18 protein-coding genes are annotated in these 17,467 nt (G+C 63.6%); 11 read left to right on the forward strand and 7 right to left on the reverse strand.

What is annotated here, in order from left to right:
* Positions 1-21: 21 nt before the first annotated feature.
* Positions 22-741: a Tim44/TimA family putative adaptor protein gene (locus RHOSA_RS0101710; protein WP_027287327.1), complete on the reverse strand. Its 720-nt coding sequence runs from the start codon at positions 739-741 to the stop codon at positions 22-24.
* Positions 742-1,018: 277 nt separating this feature from the next.
* Here RHOSA_RS0101710 and RHOSA_RS0101715 point away from each other — a divergent pair, with 277 nt between their 5' ends.
* The gene (locus tag RHOSA_RS0101715; RefSeq protein ID WP_027287328.1) at positions 1,019-1,552 is read left to right on the forward strand and encodes an FxsA family protein; all 534 of its coding nucleotides are present in this window, start codon (positions 1,019-1,021) and stop codon (positions 1,550-1,552) included.
* 254 nt (positions 1,553-1,806) lie between these two features.
* The gene (secB, locus tag RHOSA_RS0101720) at positions 1,807-2,316 is read left to right on the forward strand and encodes a protein-export chaperone SecB (protein WP_027287329.1); all 510 of its coding nucleotides are present in this window, start codon (positions 1,807-1,809) and stop codon (positions 2,314-2,316) included.
* Between the two features lie 82 nt (positions 2,317-2,398).
* Here secB and dnaQ read toward each other — a convergent pair whose 3' ends face one another.
* The 5 genes from dnaQ to RHOSA_RS0101745 form a co-directional block, all read right to left on the reverse strand.
* Positions 2,399-3,085: a DNA polymerase III subunit epsilon gene (dnaQ, locus tag RHOSA_RS0101725; RefSeq protein ID WP_027287330.1), complete on the reverse strand. Its 687-nt coding sequence runs from the start codon at positions 3,083-3,085 to the stop codon at positions 2,399-2,401.
* Positions 3,078-3,722 (reverse strand): dephospho-CoA kinase, encoded by a 645-nt coding sequence (gene coaE, locus RHOSA_RS0101730; RefSeq protein ID WP_027287331.1) that lies wholly within the window; start codon positions 3,720-3,722, stop codon positions 3,078-3,080. The genes dnaQ and coaE overlap by 8 nt, the downstream gene beginning before the upstream one ends.
* A 10-nt stretch (positions 3,723-3,732) precedes the next feature.
* Positions 3,733-4,569: a shikimate dehydrogenase gene (locus RHOSA_RS0101735; protein ID WP_027287332.1), complete on the reverse strand. Its 837-nt coding sequence runs from the start codon at positions 4,567-4,569 to the stop codon at positions 3,733-3,735.
* A gap of 92 nt (positions 4,570-4,661) precedes the next feature.
* On the reverse strand, positions 4,662-5,273 hold the full coding sequence (locus RHOSA_RS0101740) for a Maf family protein (protein WP_027287333.1): 612 nt from the start codon (positions 5,271-5,273) through the stop codon (positions 4,662-4,664).
* Positions 5,270-6,094, reverse strand: a complete 825-nt coding sequence (locus tag RHOSA_RS0101745; RefSeq protein WP_027287334.1) for a pyruvate, water dikinase regulatory protein — start codon at positions 6,092-6,094, stop codon at positions 5,270-5,272. Before RHOSA_RS0101745 ends, RHOSA_RS0101740 begins: the two co-directional genes overlap by 4 nt.
* 462 nt (positions 6,095-6,556) lie before the next feature.
* On the opposite strand from RHOSA_RS0101745, the gene hemE reads away from it, so the two are divergent.
* From hemE to rho, 3 genes are all read left to right on the forward strand, one after another.
* Positions 6,557-7,630 carry a uroporphyrinogen decarboxylase gene (gene hemE, locus RHOSA_RS0101750; RefSeq protein ID WP_027287335.1) on the forward strand — a complete coding sequence of 358 codons (1,074 nt, stop codon included), beginning with the start codon at positions 6,557-6,559 and terminating at the stop codon, positions 7,628-7,630.
* A 118-nt stretch (positions 7,631-7,748) separates the two neighbouring features.
* Complete coding sequence (gene hemJ / locus RHOSA_RS0101755) at positions 7,749-8,192, forward strand: protoporphyrinogen oxidase HemJ (RefSeq protein ID WP_037255514.1); 444 nt, start codon at positions 7,749-7,751, stop codon at positions 8,190-8,192.
* A gap of 467 nt (positions 8,193-8,659) precedes the next feature.
* On the forward strand, positions 8,660-9,916 hold the full coding sequence (gene rho / locus RHOSA_RS0101760; protein ID WP_027287337.1) for a transcription termination factor Rho: 1,257 nt from the start codon (positions 8,660-8,662) through the stop codon (positions 9,914-9,916).
* A gap of 126 nt (positions 9,917-10,042) precedes the next feature.
* Here the strand turns inward: rho and RHOSA_RS0101765 are convergent, their stop codons facing one another.
* Positions 10,043-11,023 (reverse strand): quinone oxidoreductase family protein, encoded by a 981-nt coding sequence (locus RHOSA_RS0101765; RefSeq protein ID WP_027287338.1) that lies wholly within the window; start codon positions 11,021-11,023, stop codon positions 10,043-10,045.
* A gap of 204 nt (positions 11,024-11,227) precedes the next feature.
* On the opposite strand from RHOSA_RS0101765, the gene RHOSA_RS0101770 reads away from it, so the two are divergent.
* The 6 genes from RHOSA_RS0101770 (at position 11,228) to RHOSA_RS0101795 (ending at position 17,419) form a co-directional block, all read left to right on the forward strand.
* Positions 11,228-11,575 (forward strand): (2Fe-2S) ferredoxin domain-containing protein, encoded by a 348-nt coding sequence (locus RHOSA_RS0101770; RefSeq protein ID WP_027287339.1) that lies wholly within the window; start codon positions 11,228-11,230, stop codon positions 11,573-11,575.
* 43 nt (positions 11,576-11,618) lie between these two features.
* Positions 11,619-12,956 carry a tRNA uridine-5-carboxymethylaminomethyl(34) synthesis GTPase MnmE gene (gene mnmE / locus RHOSA_RS0101775; protein ID WP_027287340.1) on the forward strand — a complete coding sequence of 446 codons (1,338 nt, stop codon included), beginning with the start codon at positions 11,619-11,621 and terminating at the stop codon, positions 12,954-12,956.
* A 75-nt stretch (positions 12,957-13,031) separates the two neighbouring features.
* Positions 13,032-14,915: a tRNA uridine-5-carboxymethylaminomethyl(34) synthesis enzyme MnmG gene (gene mnmG, locus RHOSA_RS0101780; RefSeq protein WP_027287341.1), complete on the forward strand. Its 1,884-nt coding sequence runs from the start codon at positions 13,032-13,034 to the stop codon at positions 14,913-14,915.
* Entirely contained in the window at positions 14,912-15,568 is a 657-nt protein-coding gene (rsmG, locus tag RHOSA_RS0101785; RefSeq protein ID WP_027287342.1) for a 16S rRNA (guanine(527)-N(7))-methyltransferase RsmG, read from the forward strand. The genes mnmG and rsmG overlap by 4 nt, the downstream gene beginning before the upstream one ends.
* The gene (locus RHOSA_RS0101790) at positions 15,561-16,388 is read left to right on the forward strand and encodes a ParA family protein (RefSeq protein ID WP_027287343.1); all 828 of its coding nucleotides are present in this window, start codon (positions 15,561-15,563) and stop codon (positions 16,386-16,388) included. The genes rsmG and RHOSA_RS0101790 overlap by 8 nt, the downstream gene beginning before the upstream one ends.
* Before the next feature lie 119 nt (positions 16,389-16,507).
* Positions 16,508-17,419 (forward strand): ParB/RepB/Spo0J family partition protein, encoded by a 912-nt coding sequence (locus RHOSA_RS0101795; RefSeq protein WP_027287344.1) that lies wholly within the window; start codon positions 16,508-16,510, stop codon positions 17,417-17,419.
* Positions 17,420-17,467 lie beyond the last annotated feature (48 nt).

Genomic DNA, 17,467 nt, shown 5'->3' on the forward strand with positions numbered 1-17,467 from the left:
TGTCCTCGACGGGGACGCAGCCTACTCCGGACTGCGGGTGGCGACCAGGGTCCAGTTCGGGTCGCGGGACCGGGTGTTGCGCGCGAAAGTCCAGATATCTGTCACATCCAGGACCTGTTCGACGTCACCGTCGACCACGTTGCCTTCGGCATCCTTGAGGATGTTGATCTGCTCGGAGACGAACTTGACCGTCACGAAGGCCGTACGGTTCTGCAGCTCGGCCTCGATGATCTCCGCCTCGCGGATGTTGACCAGCGTGGTTTCGAGCGTCTGCCCGGCCTGCTCGCGTTCGTCCAGCGCCTGCTCGAAGTCGCCGTATACATCGTTGGCGAGCAGTTGGCGCAGCGTCTTGCGGTCGCCCTCGGCGTAGGCGTTGACCACCATCTCGAAGGCGCCCCGCGCGCCCTGGACGAAGCCGTCCTCGTCGAAGTCGCGGTCGGCCAGCTTGATCTGCGTCAGGCCAGCGGACAGCGGCGTTTCCGCCTTGTCGGCAGCTTTCTTCAGCTCCTCGTCGGTCACGCCGGCATCTTCGTTGCGTCCGGGCATCGGCACGACCTTGTCACGGTCGGCGCCGTTGTTGCCCTGCTGTTGCTGACGCTGCTGCGAGGATTGGAACGGGTCCTGGCCCGGCCGGTTCTCATGGCCGGTGCGCTTGCCCAGTACGCTGCGCAGACGCAGCACGAGGAACGCCGCGATCGCGGCGAACAGGATGATGTCGAAAAACTGGAAGCCTTCACCCATGAAAGCAGGCCTATGTCCTGGCGTTGGTGCGGTCGACCCGGCGACCGGCTCACGCCGAAGTGTCAGGCGTCCGCCTCGACGACGACAAGCCGCATCGGCACGTGGTTGTCACTCGCGTCACACTCGGTTCCGGAGGCATGTCGAAGGCCCGGAACCGCCCGGCGACGCGGGCTTGCGGTGATGCGTCTTGCGCGCGCATTCGAGACAACCCGGATCCGCCCGCTTGCGCATTGCCTCCGTCCTCAACACATAGGAGTTAAGCTGCGAAAGGGCAAGTATGGGTCTCCTTCTCCTCATCCTCTTCATCGCCGTGCCGATCATCGAAATCGCCGTCCTGATCCAGGTCGGCGGGGTGATCGGCCTGTGGCCGACCTTGGGCCTCGTCATCCTCACCGCGATCGTCGGCTCGATGGAGCTGCGCGCGCAGGGACTGGCAACGGTCAACAAGCTGCGCCAACAGCTCGACCAGGGGCAAATTCCCACTCAGACGCTGTTCGACGGCGTGTGTCTGCTGTTCGCCGGCGCGTTGCTGCTCACCCCCGGGTTCGTCACCGACATCACCGGTATGCTGCTGTTCCTGGCACCCTTCCGCCGGTTCCTGCTGAAGGTCATCGGGCCTTACGTGCGCCGGCATGCGGAAGCGCGGGTCTATACCCAGCACAGCGGTCATCCAGGTGCCGGCGGGCCGTTCGGCAGGGGCTCCAGAGCGGACGACGGGGTGATCGATGCGGATTACCAGGACGTCACCCGCGAGGGCCGCGACGACGGTGCGGACGACGACCGCGACCCGAACAATCGGCTGCGCCACTGAGTGTTCTGGCTGCCGATCCTGGGCCACTGGTGTCGGGCTGCTGATCTCGGGCTGATGGTTTTGGACCACCGGTCTCGGGGCGTCCGGTTGTGAGCCCAGGACGTTCGTGCTAGCCAACGCCCGGTTCGCGCAGCCGACAGCGTATCCGGCGCGATTGGCGGCTGCAGCCTTTTACGCCGCAGCGGTCCGCATGCAGGGTCCGCGGCAACTGGGCGATCCCTTTTCACAGACCCCCGATCCAGCAGGCGAGAAACATGGCACAGGACGACGGCAATCAGGGCGCACAGCAGCAGCCCGAGCAGCGCGGCATCACGATCCACACGCAGTACGTGAAGGACCTGTCGTTCGAGAACCCGAACGCTCCGCAGGTCTACGTCAATATGAAGGAAAGCCCGAGCGCGCAGGTCGCGATCGACGTTCAGGGCATCCGGCTGCAGGAAAACACCTACGAGGTGGTGCTGAATGCCGAGATAAAGGCGACCGTGCAGGATCAGACCGCCTTCGTCATCGAGCTCAAATACGGCGGGCTGGTCACGCTGTCGGGCGAAATCTCCGACGAGCAGCGCGAGACCGTCCTTCTGATCGAGGTGCCGCGCTACCTCTTCCCGTTCGCGCGCAACGTCATTTCCGACGCGACCCGCGAAGGCGGCTTCCCGCCGCTGCTGATCAACCCGGTGGACTTCACGCGCCTCTACCGCGATCAGAAGGCCCGTCAGACCGACGCGACCCAACAGCAGGCCAACGGTAACGGCCAACAGGCCTAACCCATCCGTCTTTGACCACGGAAATCAGAAACGCCGGGCTGCGCCGTACGGCAAGCCCGGCGTTTTTTCGTGAACGGATCAGCTACTGCTGCCAGAGCGGGTTCGAGAGTTTGGCGAGCATCGCCTGATGGGCCTGCTCTTCGGCCTCGGACGGGGCGTGTGGGCGAGGCTCGCGGGGAGTGCGTTCGCGCTTGACGAACTGCGGGCCCGAACTCGTGCCTTGTGTCCGGCCAGACTCACTCGCAAGCGCGAGACCCGGCTGACGGCCGCCACGCAGTTCCAGGTAGACCTCGGCCAGGAGCTGACAGTCCAACAGCGCGCCGTGAAAGTCACGCGCGCTGTTGTCGATCTCGAAGCGCTTGCAAAGCGCATCCAGGTTGACCTGCGCGCCGGGGAAGCGCTTGCGCGCCATCTCCACCGTATCGACGCTGTCGTTGGTCAGGCGCGGCCGGCCGGTCCACTCCAGTTCGGCATTCAGGAAGCCGAGGTCGAACTTGGCATTGTGGATCACCAGGCGCGCGTCTTGGATGAAGTCCAGAAACGTCTGCGCCTGCTCGGCGAAGGTCGGAAATGTCTTCAGGTAATCCAGGCCAAGGCCGTGGACGCGGTAGGCCTCTTCCGGGACCTCGCGCTCGGGGTTGATGTAGAGCTGCTGGGTTTCGCCGGTGGCCACGTGGTTGATCAGCTCCACGCCCGCGATCTCGACGATGCGATGCCCGGCCTGCGGATCCAGGCCGGTCGTTTCCGTATCCAGAACGATTTCACGCACTTGGCCGCCGCCTCCCAGATCGTGGGCTCTTGGGTGGATTGTCCCACAATATTTTGACGATTCGGCGCAACGTCCGCAAGGTGTGCAACCGTCCCAATCCGGTTTGCACGATGAAGTCGGCGCGCTTGCGTTTAACCTGATCCGGTAGTTGCTGGGCGCGGATCGCCGCCAGTTTGTCCCGGCTCATGCCGGGGCGGGTCAGAACCCGCGCCTCCTGGACAAACCGCGGGGCGGAAACGACCGCGACCGCGTCGCACAGCCGCTCCCCACCGGTCTCGAACAACAGCGGGATATCCAGAACGACTAAGCTATCGCCGCGGTATCGCCTGGCCTCGATGAAGCGATGCGCCTCGTGGCGGACCTTGGGATGCAAAATCGCTTCCAGGCGCTTGAGCGCATGCGCGTCCTGGAACACCCTCGCGCCGAGCGCCCGCCGGTCAACCGCCCCCTCGACCACCGCTTCCGGGAAGGCCGCAGCGATTTCCGGGACCGCGCGCCCCCCCGGCGCCATCAGCCGGTGCACAGCAGCGTCGGCATCGTGCACGGCCAGACCCATCGCCCGCAGCATGCTGGCGGCCGTCGACTTGCCCATACCGATCGACCCGGTCAGCCCAAGGACGACCGGCCGCCGGCGCAGGGCACGTGGGCTAGTCCTGCAACACGAAGTCACGCAACGTCTCCGTGACTTCCGGGCGCACGCCGAACCAGGCCGCGAACCCCGGCACGGCCTGGTGCAGCAGCATGCCAATCCCGTCCACCACCGGATTGCCGCGCGCCCGGGCCCGGGCCAACAGGTCTGTCTCCAGCGGTTGATAGACGATGTCGTTGACCAGGGCGTGCGGGGGCAGAGGGGTGAGATCGATCTCTAGCGCACCATGGCCGATCATGCCCAGGCTGGTGGTGTTGACCAGCAGGTTGGCGCCCTCGAGCGCCGCCGTCTTCTCGTCCCAATCGATCACGGTCACCGGACCGTCCAACTGAGCGGCCAACGTGTCCGCCTTGGTTCGGGTACGGTTCGCGAGGCGAATTTCGGGCACGCCAGCGTCGGCTAACGCAATCACGACCGCCCGCGCCGCGCCGCCGGCGCCGAGCACGACCGCAGGACCCGCTGCAGGGCCCCAATTGGGGGCGCGCTGGTACAGGTTGTTCAGGAAGCCAACGCCGTCCGTGTTCCGCCCCTCGATGGTTGGGCCATCGAACACCAGCGTGTTGACAGCCCCCAGCCGACGGGCATGGTCGTCCAACCGGTCGCAGGCCGCGAGCACGCCCTGTTTGTGCGGGACGGTGACGTTGGCCCCCATGAACCCCAGTCGGGGCAGGGCACGCACACAGTCCACTAGGTCTTCCGGCGCAGTCGGCAGCGGCACATAGGCACCGTCGATGGCATGCTGATCCAGCCAGTAGCCGTGCAGACGCGGCGAGCGGGAGTGTGCCACCGGCCAACCGAGCACACCTGCCAGTCGGCTTCGACCCGTGAGAATCATAAGGTGGTCGAGCTCCAAATCCGGAAGGAGAAATTCAGATGTGAGCAAACATCCGTTGACGCAGATCGGAACGCGAACCTGCCGATGCCAGCTCAGTTCGGCAATACGCGGTGTTCGCGCAGGAAAGCCATCAGCGGCAGCAGGGGGAGGCCAAGGACGGTGAAATAGTCACCTTCCACCCGGCTGAACAGCTGCGCCCCGACACCTTCAAGCTGATAGGCTCCGACGCTGTCGTAAACGGCGTCACCGACTTTATCCAGATAGTCCTGAATGAAGTCCTCGCTGAGCGAGCGAACGGTAAGACGGGCACTGTCGCTTTGATGCCAAATCCGACCCCCATCCTTTACCACGACGGCGCAGGCGATCAGGCGATGCGTCTTGCCCGAGAGGAGACGCAGCGTTTCTGCGGCCTGCTCCCGGTTCTGTGGTTTGTCGAGCCAGGTGCCATCGATATCCAGCATCTGATCGGCAGCCATGACCAAGCAACCGCCGTGTCGGCTGGCGACGCGGTGCGCCTTCATTTCAGCCAGCGCCTCGGCGACGTCGTCGACCCCGGCGCCATCGGCGCGAAACGCGGCCTTGACCTCATCCTCATCGACGCCAGGGCGGTCAGTTAGGTGTACCGGGACGCCAGCGGCTTCCAGCATGCGCCGGCGGGTCGGACTCTGCGAAGCCAGGACGAATGGCGGGACGTCGTCGGTCATCCAGCCTCCTGCGCGCGGTGGCGGCTGTAGTAGGTCATGATGGTCGCGGCCGTTTCCTCAATCGAACGGCGGGTGACATCGATGCTTGGCCAGCCCTTCCGAGCGAACAGACGCCGGGCCTCCTGTACCTCGTCGCGGACTTTCTCGGGATCGACGTAATCGGTGTGGCCAGCGTGTTCGTCCAGCATGTTGAGACGCTGCCGGCGCACCTGAACCAAGCTCTGCGGCTCCTTGGTCAGGCCGATGACGAGCGGGCCGTCAATCCGGAACAGGTCCTGGGGCAGGGGGATCCCAGGAACGTAGGGAATGTTCGCCGCCTTGATCCCCCGGTTGGCCAGATAGATGCAGGTCGGCGTTTTCGAGGTTCGCGAAACTCCGACCAGAATGACATCGGCATCCTTCAACTGGGCCGTCGATTGCCCGTCGTCGTGGCTCAGGGTGTAATTCATCGCTTCGATGCGCTCGAAGTACTCCGTGTCCATGACGTGCTGCAGCCCCGGCTTGCCGGAGATCGGCAGTCCGAAATAGGCGGCGAGCGCGTGGATCACACCGTCCAAAACCGGGATCGTCGGAATGCCGAGTTCGCGGGTTTCCTCGACCAGCTTCGTGCGCAGATCCTCATTGACCAGGGTGAACAGCACCGGCCCGGGATATTTCTGAATCCCCGCGATGACGCGATCCATCTGACTGCGCGTCCGAACCAGCGACCAAACGTGCTCGACCGGCTCGATCCCCGAGAACTGCACGAGACAGGCACGGGTCACTGAACTGATCGTCTCGCCAGTCGCATCGGAGACGAGGTGCAGGTGATAGCTGGTCATATCTCCCCAAAACGCTGATCGTTCAAAGCGCGCAGCCAAACCCTGCTACGCCGGCTGCGTTATGCACAGACGTCCGTCTGCGCCTGTTGATGATCCGGGAGGACTCCAAGCTCACCGCATGGCAAGAGAATTCCACACAGGCTCGCCCGAAATCCATGAGTCGGGTTGTCCGCAAAGCCTACTTGAGCTCCACAGGCTGGGAAAACTGGTATGCGACCATCGTCGCTGACAAGGTTATCCACGTTTTCCACAACCCCTCGGTGGATAGATCGACTCGGCACGGGTCGGACGAGTCAACGCAGGTACGCATGCGAGTCTTGCACATCAATGCAGCTTGCCCGCACAACCCATATTCAGTGTCCGGACAGCCTGGGGACAAACATTTGATCCCCAGGTTCCACCGGCCAGCAACCACAACCGACTCTCTTAAATAAACTCTTCCCAGAGTTTGAAGGACAGGACATGGCCATCGACCACGCCTCCAGGCGACCCGCCGCGACGGGCAAGCCCCTCCTCGACACCTTGAATGGTCATCAGCAGGATGTGCCGCCAATCTGGCTGATGCGACAGGCAGGCCGGTACCTGCCGGAATATCGGGAAATCCGGGCAACAGCCGAGGGGTTCCTCGACCTCTGCTTCACGCCCGAAAAGGCGATCGAGGTTACGCTGCAGCCGATCCGCCGGTATCAGATGGATGGCGCGATTTTGTTCTCCGACATCCTGGTGATCCCCTACGCACTGGGGCAGAAGCTCTGGTTCACCGAAGGCGTCGGGCCGCAGCTGGAAGCGCTTGAGAACCCGGCCGATGCCGCACAGCGCCTATCGATCGAAGGCATGCACGACACGCTGGCCCCGGTGTACGAGACCTTGGCAGGCGTGAAGGCGAAACTGCCGAAGGAAACGACCCTGCTTGGCTTCGCCGGCGCGCCCTGGACGGTCGGCTCGTACATGATCGAGGGCGGCTCCTCGCGCGATTTCTTCAAGGCCAAGCAGTGGATGTTCCAGCAGCCGGAGGCTTTCCAGGCGCTGATCGATCTATTGGTCGAAGCCACGGCCGACTATCTCTGCGCACAGATCGATGCCGGGGCGGATGCCGTTCAGCTGTTCGATTCCTGGGCCGCCAGCCTGGCACCGGATGATGTGATGCGCTGGTCCCTCAAGCCGCTGCAGCAGATCGTGCAGAAGGTGAAGGCGCGTCATCCCAACACCCCGGTGATCGTGTTCCCGCGCGGGGTTGGCCCGATCTACGCGACCTTCGCCGAACAGGGCATTGGCGATGCGCTTGGACTCGACACCGGGCTGCCAGCGGCTTGGGCACGCGAGCATCTTCAAGACAAGGTCGCGGTCCAAGGCAATCTGGACCCGCTACGCGTTGTCGCAGGCGGGGAGGGGATGCGCCAGGCGACCCGCGAGCTGCTGGATACGCTCGCCGGCGGGCGATACATCTTCAACCTGGGTCATGGCGTAGTGCCGCAAACCCCACCCGAGCACGTCGGTGAGTTGGTGGAACTTGTCCGCAGCCACGGCCGGCGTTAGGCGGGATGTGATATCTCCGGCCGTGCGGTCGGCGCATGGCCGGATGAGAGTCTGCGGTGTTGCACGTGAAACATTCCGGTCCGGCAACAGTCGGCCGTAAAACTAAAGAGGGGATCGCATGACCGGATTTCTGGGTCAGGCGTACATCTGGTTCCTGATTATCCACATCCTGTCGATCATCACCTGGATGGCGGGCCTGTTCTATCTGCCCCGCTTGTTTGTCTATCACGCGCAAGCGAACGCCACGGGCGAGCCGGCAGAGACCTTCAAGGTCATGGAACGCCGGTTGCTCAAGGCGATCATGAACCCGTCAATGATCATCGCTTGGGTGTTTGGGATCGCGCTGGCACTCCATATCGGCGCGTTCGCCCAAGGGTGGTTTCATGTCAAGTTGCTGCTGGTGATCGTCATGAGCGCGCTACATATGGCGATGGGCAAGTGGCGCAAGGACTTCGAGGCCAACCAGAACAAGCATGGCCACAAGTTCTACCGGGTGATCAACGAGATCCCGACCGCCATCCTGGTCGTGATCGTGATTCTGGTGAAGCTGAAGCCGTTCTGATTCTTCTCCCTGACGGTAGCGAGCCGGGGCAGGTGGTTTGCGGCGCGAATGCTGTGCGATTTCCATCTCCCCGGACCTCGCGCTCTCAGGAGAAGCACCGGCGGCCACCCGTCTTTGCGAGACTGCGGGCGATGTTGTTATGCCTGTATTATATCGCTAGCGTACACCTGAAACGCGTATCGCGCTGTCACTTGACTTTGCGTCGCGACACGATTAGCTAGCATGGTAGGCGCCCTCCTGTCCTCTCGAGGCGCCGGACATCATTTTCCAGCAAGCGCTTTTCTCTCCGACGCATCTGGTGGATTCGATCCGCTTGCCGCGCTCATGACCATCCCTGGTCACGCGCGTTGGCAACAACCGGCTCACTCCGCCTAACTCGTCGGGAGACCGCGGCTCACGGGACTTGTGCCGCGTGCCCTGTCCCTGCGCCTTCCTCCGCCGCTCAGCCTGACCACCACGAAGTCGACATGCATCTTCAAGACCTCAAGGACAAATCGCCCCAGGACCTACTGGCCTACGCCGAGGAACTGGACATCGACAACGCGAGTTCGCTGCGCAAGCAGGACATGATGTTCGCCATCCTGAAGGAGTTGGCGGACCAGGATGTGGTGATCCAAGGGGGTGGCGTCCTCGAGGTGATGCCGGACGGCTTTGGGTTCCTCCGCTCGCCGGAAGCGAACTATCTGGCCGGGCCAGACGACATTTATGTCTCGCCGAGCCAGGTGAAGCGCTATCAGCTGCGTACCGGCGATACGGTCGATGGCCAGATTCGCGCACCGCGGAAGGGCGAGCGGTACTTCGCCCTCAGTCGCGTTGAGAAGGTGAATTTCGAAGATCCGGAGCGGCTGCGCCACCGGATCAACTTCGATAATCTCACCCCGCTGTACCCGGATCAGAAGATCCAACTGGAACTGCCGGATCCGTCGCGGAAGGACCTGACCCCGCGGGTGATCGACCTGGTCGCGCCGCTCGGCAAGGGCCAGCGCGCGCTGATCGTGTCGCCGCCGCGTACCGGCAAGACGATGATCCTGCAGAACCTTGCCCGGTCGTTCGAGCAGAACCACCCGGAATGCTATCTGATCGTGCTGTTGATCGATGAGCGGCCGGAAGAGGTCACCGACATGGACCGGACGGTGAACGGCGAGGTGATCTCCTCGACCTTCGACGAGCCGGCGCAGCGCCACGTCCAGGTGACCGAAATGGTGCTGGAGAAGGCGAAGCGTTTGGTCGAAGGCGGCAAGGACGTGGTCGTCCTGCTGGACTCGATCACCCGTCTGGCCCGTGCCTACAACACCACTGTGCCATCGTCCGGCAAGGTGCTGACCGGCGGTGTCGACGCCAACGCCCTGCAGCGGCCCAAGCGTTTCTTCGGCGCGGCCCGCAACATCGAGGAAGGCGGTTCCCTGACCATTATCGGTACCGCGTTGGTCGATACCGGCAGCCGGATGGACGAGGTGATCTTCGAGGAGTTCAAGGGCACCGGTAACTGCGAGATCGTGCTCGACCGCAAGCTGGCGGACAAGCGGACCTTCCCGGCGATCGACGCTGCCAAGTCCGGGACGCGGAAGGAAGAGCTGCTGGTCGACCAAAACACGCTGTCACGGATGTGGGTGCTGCGTCGGATCCTCAATCCGATGGGCACGACGGACGCTATGGAATTCCTGACCGACAAGCTTCGCCGGACCAAGGACAACGCTGAATTCTTCGCCAGCATGAACCAGTGACCGCCGTTTCACGGGAAACGTTCCCATAAAGACGGTTTGATCGGATTGAGGCGCGATCCACCTGGGATCGCGCCTCAAACGTTTCCGCGAATGCTGCTTCCCTTCCCAGAGGAGAGAGGGCAGGGGTTATTCCGGTAGCAGGATGGTTGAACCCGTCGTCTTACGCGCTTCCAGATCCTTGTGCGCCCGAGCGGCGTCCTGCAACGGGTAGGTCTGGTTCACCTCGATCTTCACGTCGCCGTCCAGGACCTTTTCGAACAGCGCGTTGGCGCTCTCGGTGAGGTCCTTTCGCGTCGCGGTGTAGTCCATCAAAGTCGGGCGGGTCAGGAACAAGGAGCCACGCTTGGCGAGCTCGCCCGGATTGAACTGGCTGACCACGCCGGATGCATTGCCGAAGCTGACCAGCATGCCGCGGCGCGCAAGCGAGGACAGCGAGGCTTCCCAGGTCGCCTGACCGACGCCGTCGTAGACCACCGGAACGCCGCGGCCATCGGTGAGTTCCTTGACGCGTTCGCCGACGTCTTCCTGGTTATAGAAGATCGTGTGATGGCAGCCGTGGGCCTTGGCCAGTTCGGCTTTGGCTTCGCTGCCGACAGTGCCGATTACGGTCGCCCCGATCGCGTGCAGCCATTGGCAGGCGATCAGACCGACCCCGCCGGCGGCGGCGTGGAACAGAACGGTCATTCCCTTTTTCACGGGAAAGGTTCGGCGCACGAGATACTCGACCGTCATACCCTGCAGCATCATCGCTGCGGCTGTTTGTGTATCGATGCTCTCGGGCAGGCGAACCAGCCGGTCGGCGGGCATGTTGCGGACTGCTTGGTAGGCGCCCAGCGGCGGGGAGGCATAGGCAACCCGATCGCCGATCCGAAGATCGCTGACGCCGTCGCCCAGCGCCTCGACCACGCCCGCGCCTTCGAGGCCGATCGGTGCGGGAAGTTGGGGAACGGGATAGAGTCCGGTGCGATGGTACACATCGATGTAGTTGAGGCCGATCGCCTCCTGGCGTAGCCGAACTTCGCCAGCGGCGGGATTGGGGACCTCCACCTCTTCGGGGGTCAGCACATCAGGGCCGCCGTGTTCATGGATGCGCACGGACAGGGTCATGAGCGTGGTGCCTTTTTTAGTTCCGTTGAGCCGCCCAGCAGCCGTTACCAGCGTGGACGGCGGGCACGAAGGGTAATCCCGTTGCGGTAAAGCTGTCACGGCCTGCCGATCTCATCCGACTGACACGGCCTAGCCCCAGCCGGGGCGATGCGATATATCGCCGAGTACCTGCGCCACCCCTTAAGCCGTTGTAAGGCTGCCTGCATGACCGATCCCGAGTCCTATTTCACCTGCCACATTTTCTGTTGCGAGAATCAGCGCCCGCCGGGTCATGAACGTGGCTGTTGCAAGGAGAAGGATGCCACACGGCTGCGCAATTATCTGAAAGCCCGGGTGAAGGAGTTGGGAGTCCCGGGCGTGCGGGTGAACTCGGCTGGCTGCCTGGATCGCTGTGAGCTGGGACCGGTCATGGTCATCTACCCGGACGGCGTTTGGTACCACTACCGCACGTTGGAAGACGCGGAAGAGATCCTGCAGCGGCATATCGTGGAAGGAGGGCGCGTGCCGCGGTTGATGCTGCAGCCTGGCGATCAGACACCGCCGGTGGGGTAGGGAACGTGGCGATCTGCGTCATCGAAATGTTCCACGTGAAACAATGACGGCTCGGACGATCTTCGCGCTTTCCACGGCGCCTGGGCGGGCCGGCGTGGCGGTGATCCGGATTTCCGGTCCCGATGCTGCGGCCGTGCTCAAGGCTCTGGCTGGCGATCTGCCGGCGCCGCGCCATGCCGTCCTGCGCACCTTGACGGATACCGAAAAGGAGCCGATCGATCGCAGCCTCGTACTGTGGTTCCCCGGGCCGAAATCCTTCACCGGCGAGGACCTGGCGGAACTGCACGTTCATGGCGGCCGCGCGATCATCCAAATGCTGACGGATGTGCTTGCTGCACAACAGGGTTTGCGCCCGGCAGAGGCGGGAGAGTTCACGCGTCGGGCGTTCGACGCCGGAAAGCTCGACCTGACGGAGGTCGAAGGACTCGCCGATCTGATCGATGCGGAGACGCGCGCCCAAGCCCGACAGGCATTACGCCAGATGGAGGGCGCGCTGGGCCAGCGCATCACCGATTGGCGGGACCGATTACTTCGCGCGCGTGCACACATGGAAGCCGCGATCGATTTCGCCGACGAGGAGCTGCCGGAAGGGCTGGACGCGGAAGTTCGTGTGCAGATTATGCAGTTGGCTGGCGAAATCGATGCCACCTTGCAGGATGCCGCACGGGGCGAACGACTGCGTGAGGGTCTGACGGTGGCTATCGTGGGGGCGCCGAACGCCGGCAAGTCTTCGCTGCTCAACGCCGTGGCGGCGCGCGACGCCGCGATTGTGGCGGAGACGGCGGGCACCACGCGGGACATTGTGGAAGTGCACCTGGATCTGGGCGGCTATCCGGTCACGCTTGCCGATACGGCCGGCCTGCGCGCGCTTGACCCTGCGGATGCCGATCCAATCGAGGCGGAAGGCATCCGCCGCGCCCGCGCCAAGGCCGAGCAGGCGGATCTGCGCCTGGTGGTGTTCGACGCGACCCAGGGCATTGATGCGGCCACCGCGGATTTATTGAACGATGACAGCTTGATCGCCTGGAACAAGCAGGATTTGCCGGGTGGAACTCCCCCAGTGGAGGTGGCTAGTCGGCCGGTTTATCCGGTGTCGGCCCGGACTCACGCGGGTCTTCCGGAATTGCTGGATCGGCTGCAAGCCAAGGTGACGGAGCAATTAGGCGTTGCAGGTGCTGCGCCGGCGATTACACGGGCCCGCCACCGCAGTGCGCTGCAAGCTGCCTCCGAGGCTTTGGATCGGGCAGGTTCGGCGGATGCCGCCGAACTGGCAGCTGAAGACCTGCGCTATGCCACGCACGCCCTTGGCCGCGTGACCGGCGAGGTCGACGTCGAAGACCTGCTCGACGTGATCTTTCGGGACTTCTGCATCGGGAAGTGAGCAGCTTGGCAAGGCCCCGTTTCATATGAAACACGGCACTTTGACTTGGGCCCAGGGCTAAGCCATAACCCGGGTATGGTGCAGGAAACGCAATACGATGTGATCGTGGTGGGCGGTGGCCACGCCGGCTGTGAAGCGGCCGCCGCTGCCGCTCGGCTGGGTGCCCGGACGCTGTTGATCACGCATAAGATGAGCACGATCGGTGCAATGTCCTGCAATCCCGCGATCGGCGGGCTCGGCAAAGGGCATCTTGTGCGCGAGATCGATGCTCTCGACGGTATCATGGGCCGGGCGGCGGACGCTGCCGGCATCCAGTTCCGGGTACTCAACCGGTCGAAAGGTCCCGCGGTCCGCGGTCCGCGGTGCCAAGCGGATCGCAAGCTTTATCGCGAGGCCGTGCAGGAACTGCTGGCTGAGCTCGAGACGCTGGAGATTCTGGAGCAGCCGGTCGAGGACCTAACGCTGGATGACGCGGGACGCTGCACCGGCGCGGTGACAGCGGATGGGACCGAGATTGCCGCCGGACGGGTCGTGCTGACGACCGGGACGTTCCTACGCGGGATGATCCACTTGGGCGAGGAGCGTATCCCCGCAGGCCGGGTGGGCGACGAGCCGGCCGTTGGCTTGGCCGCAACGCTGGAGCGTGCGGGTTTCCAACTCGGCCGTCTGAAGACCGGCACCCCGCCGCGTCTGGACGGGCGTACGATCGACTGGTCCGCCACTGCGTCACAGCCTGGTGACGATCCGCCGGAACCTTTCTCGGCCCTGACTGACCGGATCACGACGCCGCAAATTGCTTGCCATATCACCACAACGACGCCAGCTGGCCACGCGCTGATCCGCGAGAATCTGCATCGTGCGCCGATGTATAGCGGGCAGATCGACAGTACCGGGCCGCGGTATTGCCCGTCGATCGAAGACAAGGTGGTGCGGTTCGCCGACAAGGGAGGCCACCAGATCTTTCTTGAGCCCGAGGGCTTGGACGACGACACCGTCTATCCGAACGGCATCTCGACCTCGCTGCCCCGTGAGGTGCAAGCCGACCTGATCAAGACCATTCCGGGCCTGGAACAAGCCGTCATCACCCAGCCGGGCTATGCGATCGAGTACGATTACGTCGATCCGCGGGAACTCCAGGCCTGCCTGGAAACCCGCCGGATTCCGGGCCTTTTTCTGGCCGGGCAGATCAACGGTACCACTGGCTACGAGGAAGCCGGGGCCCAAGGGTTGATCGCCGGGGCCAACGCCGCCCTTCAAGCCGGCGGGACGCAGATGCCGTTCCTGGTCGACCGCACGGAAGGGTATATCGGGGTGCTGGTCGACGACCTGACCACGCGGGGTGTGAGCGAACCGTATCGGATGTTCACCAGCCGGGCGGAATATCGCCTGCGTCTGCGTGCTGACAACGCGGACGAGCGCTTGACCGACAAAGGCGCCGCGACGGGATTGGTGGGATCGGGACGCCATGCGGTCTGGCAGGCGAAGGCTGCGCGGTTACAGGAAGGTCGTGCGCGACTGCAGGAGTTGAACGCGACGCCGGCTGACCTGGCCAAGGCTGGGTTTCACGTGAAACAAGATGGCGTGCGCCGGAGCGCGTGGGATCTCCTACGCGGTGGTGACGCGAGCCTGGTGCGGGTGGCGCAGTATTGGCCCGAATTGGCGGCTTATGAAGACGATGTGGCGCAACGCCTCGAAGTCGATGCGCGCTATGATGCGTATCTGGCACGCCAGGAGCAGGACGTTGCTGCGTTCCGCCGGGATGAACAGCTCGCGCTTCCAGCGGACTTGGATTATGACAAGGTGCCGAGCTTGACGACCGAGGTCCGCGAGAAGCTCGCGACGGCCCGACCGGCGACGCTGGGGCAGGCGGCACGCATTCCCGGGATTACACCCGCAGCGCTGATCGCGCTTTTGACCTACGTTCGGCGGCATCATGACCGGCCGCGCGATGCCGCATGAGTGGTGGACAGCGGCAACCGACCTACACTGCCGAGGATTTTCAGCAGGACACCGGCGTTTCACGTGAAACGCTGGCGCGGCTGACGAGCTATGCCAACTTGCTGACGAAATGGAACAAGGCGGTCAATCTCGTCAGTCGTTCGACGGTGCCGGATCTTTGGTGGCGCCACATGCTGGATTCGGCGCAGCTGGCTGAGCTGCTTCCGGAGGCGCCGCAGTCTCGATACCGGCGCGTCGTGGACTTGGGCAGCGGCGCCGGCTTTCCGGGTCTGGTTCTGGCGATCATGGGCGTGGGCGAGGTCCATCTCGTTGAATCCGACGCGCGGAAAGCAGCCTTTCTGCGCGAAGCCGCCCGGGCCACTGGAACCGAAGTCGCGTTTCACGTGAAACGGGCTGAGACGCTGGAACCGCTCGATGCCGACGTCGTGACGGCGCGTGCCTTTGCACCGTTGGTCGAGCTGCTGAATTATGCGGAACCGTTGATGCGACCTGGTGCAATCGGCCTCTTTCCCAAAGGAAAAGGCGTCGAGAGCGAATTGACGGTCGCGCGGAAAGCGTGGAATATGGCTGTGGACCCTGTTCCCAGCCGGACGGACCCGGCAGCATCCATACTAAGGATAGAGGCTCTTGTCCGAAAAGACGCAAATGGTTGAGGAAGCAACGGCGCGGCGCGGACGGAACGCACGCGTTTTCGCGATCGCCAACCAAAAGGGTGGGGTCGGCAAGACGACGACCGCCATCAATCTCGGCACCGCGCTCGCGGCGTGCGACCTGAAGGTCTTGGTGGTCGATCTCGACCCGCAGGGCAACGCCTCGACCGGCTTCGGCCTGACCCGCGGCGACCGCAAGCGCAACATCTACAAGCCCCTGATCGAAGGCGGGGCGGTCAAGGAATGTGTCGTGCCGACCCATGTGCCCGGCCTGAGTCTGGTGCCATCGGCCGTCGACCTGTCGGGTGCCGAGGTCGAGCTGGCGCAGGCCGAGGAGCGGGAGACGCGGCTGCGCAGCGCCCTGGCGCCCTTGTTGGGCGACTACGATTACATCCTGGTCGATTGTCCGCCGGCGCTTGGCTTCCTGACCCTCAATGCCTTTGTCGCTTCCGATAGCGTACTCGTTCCGTTGCAGGCGGAATTTTACGCGCTCGAGGGCTTGAGCCATCTGATGCGGACGATCGAGCGTGTCCGCCGGGCTTTCAATCCGAACCTGGAAATCCAAGGGGTTGTGCTGACCATGTACGACAAGCGCAACAACTTGTGCGACATGGTGGCGAGCGACGTGCGCGAATATCTCGGCGACGTGGTCTATGACACGGTCATTCCGCGTAACGTCCGGATTTCCGAAGCGCCGTCGCACGGGAAGCCCGTTCTGCTGTACGATATGAAGTCGACGGGGGCGCAAGCCTACATCAAACTGGCCGGCGAAATGCTACGCCGGTTGCGCGGGCAGGCTGATGCGCCCGCCATGGCGTCCTAAGCGCCGCGAAAGCCTTACCGTCTCGCCTCAGGCCGCGAAAGTCTCTACCCATGCCGCCTGCCGCCGCCAACCGAAAGCCCGCGACGTCCGAGTCCGGTACCGAGGACGATACTGCCCAGATGACTGACAACAAGCGCAAGAACCTTGGTCGCGGCCTCGCCGCGCTTCTGGGCGATGAAGAGGATGACGAGCAGGATTACGCGTCGCTCGACAAGGTCCGCGCGAGCCGGACCGTGCCGATCGAGCAGCTGCAGGCGAACCGCTTTCAGCCGCGCCGGGTGTTTGACGAAGAAGCGCTGCAAGCGCTGACCGATTCCATCCAGGCGCAGGGATTGTTGCAGCCGATCCTGGTCCGTCGGCGCGAGGACGATCCGAACAGTTACGAGATCATCGCCGGCGAGCGACGTTGGCGGGCAGCGCAGAAAGCGCAGCTGCATGAGGTTCCGGTGGTGGTCCGCGATATGGCGGACCGCGAGGCCCTCGAAATCGCGATCGTCGAGAACGTTCAACGCCGCGATCTCACGCCGCTGGAGGAATCGGAAGGCTATCAGCGACTGATGGACGAGTTCCAGCATACCCAGGAAGACTTGGCCCGGGTCGTTGGTAAGTCGCGCAGCCACATCGCCAACATGCTGCGTCTGCTGCAATTGCCGGATTCGGTCAAGCAGCTGGTGCAGGGTGGTGAAATCTCGGCCGGACACGCCCGCGCGCTCTTGAACGCGGACGACAGTGAGGCGCTGGCCAAGGAAGTCGCCAAGAAAGGCCTTTCGGTTCGCGAGACCGAGAAATTGGCCCAGCAGGTCAAGCAGGCCGCGAAGGGGCAGGGCAGCCAGAAGACGAAATCGAAGGCTCCCCAAAAGGATCCGGATACCCGGCAGCTGGAAGACGATCTTTCAAGCCTGCTCGGCCTCAAGGTCAATATCGAGTTCCACGGTCAGGGCGGAACCTTGACCGTGCAGTATAAGACGCTCGATCAGTTGGACGATGTGCTCAACCGTCTAAACCAACAGCCGCGCGCGACCCAGCATTAGACCTTCTGCTGAGGATCGCCTAGCTTGGACGATCCTCCAGCCAGTACC

Origin of the sequence: Rhodovibrio salinarum DSM 9154 (assembly GCF_000515255.1) — a bacterium.
Classification (GTDB): domain Bacteria; phylum Pseudomonadota; class Alphaproteobacteria; order Kiloniellales; family Rhodovibrionaceae; genus Rhodovibrio; species Rhodovibrio salinarum.

What these genes read in the sequence shown, in the direction of transcription:
- hemJ (WP_037255514.1), top strand. Translation starts at nt 7,749, where the DNA reads ATGACCGGATTTCTGGGTCAGGCGTACATCTGGTTCCTGATTATCCAC.
- RHOSA_RS0101740 (WP_027287333.1), bottom strand. Translation starts at nt 5,273, where the DNA reads ATGACCGACGACGTCCCGCCATTCGTCCTGGCTTCGCAGAGTCCGACC.
- secB (WP_027287329.1), top strand. Translation starts at nt 1,807, where the DNA reads ATGGCACAGGACGACGGCAATCAGGGCGCACAGCAGCAGCCCGAGCAG.
- RHOSA_RS0101710 (WP_027287327.1), bottom strand. Translation starts at nt 741, where the DNA reads ATGGGTGAAGGCTTCCAGTTTTTCGACATCATCCTGTTCGCCGCGATC.
- RHOSA_RS0101715 (WP_027287328.1), top strand. Translation starts at nt 1,019, where the DNA reads ATGGGTCTCCTTCTCCTCATCCTCTTCATCGCCGTGCCGATCATCGAA.
- rsmG (WP_027287342.1), top strand. Translation starts at nt 14,912, where the DNA reads ATGAGTGGTGGACAGCGGCAACCGACCTACACTGCCGAGGATTTTCAG.
- rho (WP_027287337.1), top strand. Translation starts at nt 8,660, where the DNA reads ATGCATCTTCAAGACCTCAAGGACAAATCGCCCCAGGACCTACTGGCC.
- RHOSA_RS0101745 (WP_027287334.1), bottom strand. Translation starts at nt 6,094, where the DNA reads ATGACCAGCTATCACCTGCACCTCGTCTCCGATGCGACTGGCGAGACG.
- mnmE (WP_027287340.1), top strand. Translation starts at nt 11,619, where the DNA reads ATGACGGCTCGGACGATCTTCGCGCTTTCCACGGCGCCTGGGCGGGCC.
- RHOSA_RS0101795 (WP_027287344.1), top strand. Translation starts at nt 16,508, where the DNA reads ATGACTGACAACAAGCGCAAGAACCTTGGTCGCGGCCTCGCCGCGCTT.
- hemE (WP_027287335.1), top strand. Translation starts at nt 6,557, where the DNA reads ATGGCCATCGACCACGCCTCCAGGCGACCCGCCGCGACGGGCAAGCCC.
- RHOSA_RS0101735 (WP_027287332.1), bottom strand. Translation starts at nt 4,569, where the DNA reads ATGATTCTCACGGGTCGAAGCCGACTGGCAGGTGTGCTCGGTTGGCCG.
- RHOSA_RS0101765 (WP_027287338.1), bottom strand. Translation starts at nt 11,023, where the DNA reads ATGACCCTGTCCGTGCGCATCCATGAACACGGCGGCCCTGATGTGCTG.
- RHOSA_RS0101770 (WP_027287339.1), top strand. Translation starts at nt 11,228, where the DNA reads ATGACCGATCCCGAGTCCTATTTCACCTGCCACATTTTCTGTTGCGAG.
- RHOSA_RS0101790 (WP_027287343.1), top strand. Translation starts at nt 15,561, where the DNA reads ATGGTTGAGGAAGCAACGGCGCGGCGCGGACGGAACGCACGCGTTTTC.
- mnmG (WP_027287341.1), top strand. Translation starts at nt 13,032, where the DNA reads ATGGTGCAGGAAACGCAATACGATGTGATCGTGGTGGGCGGTGGCCAC.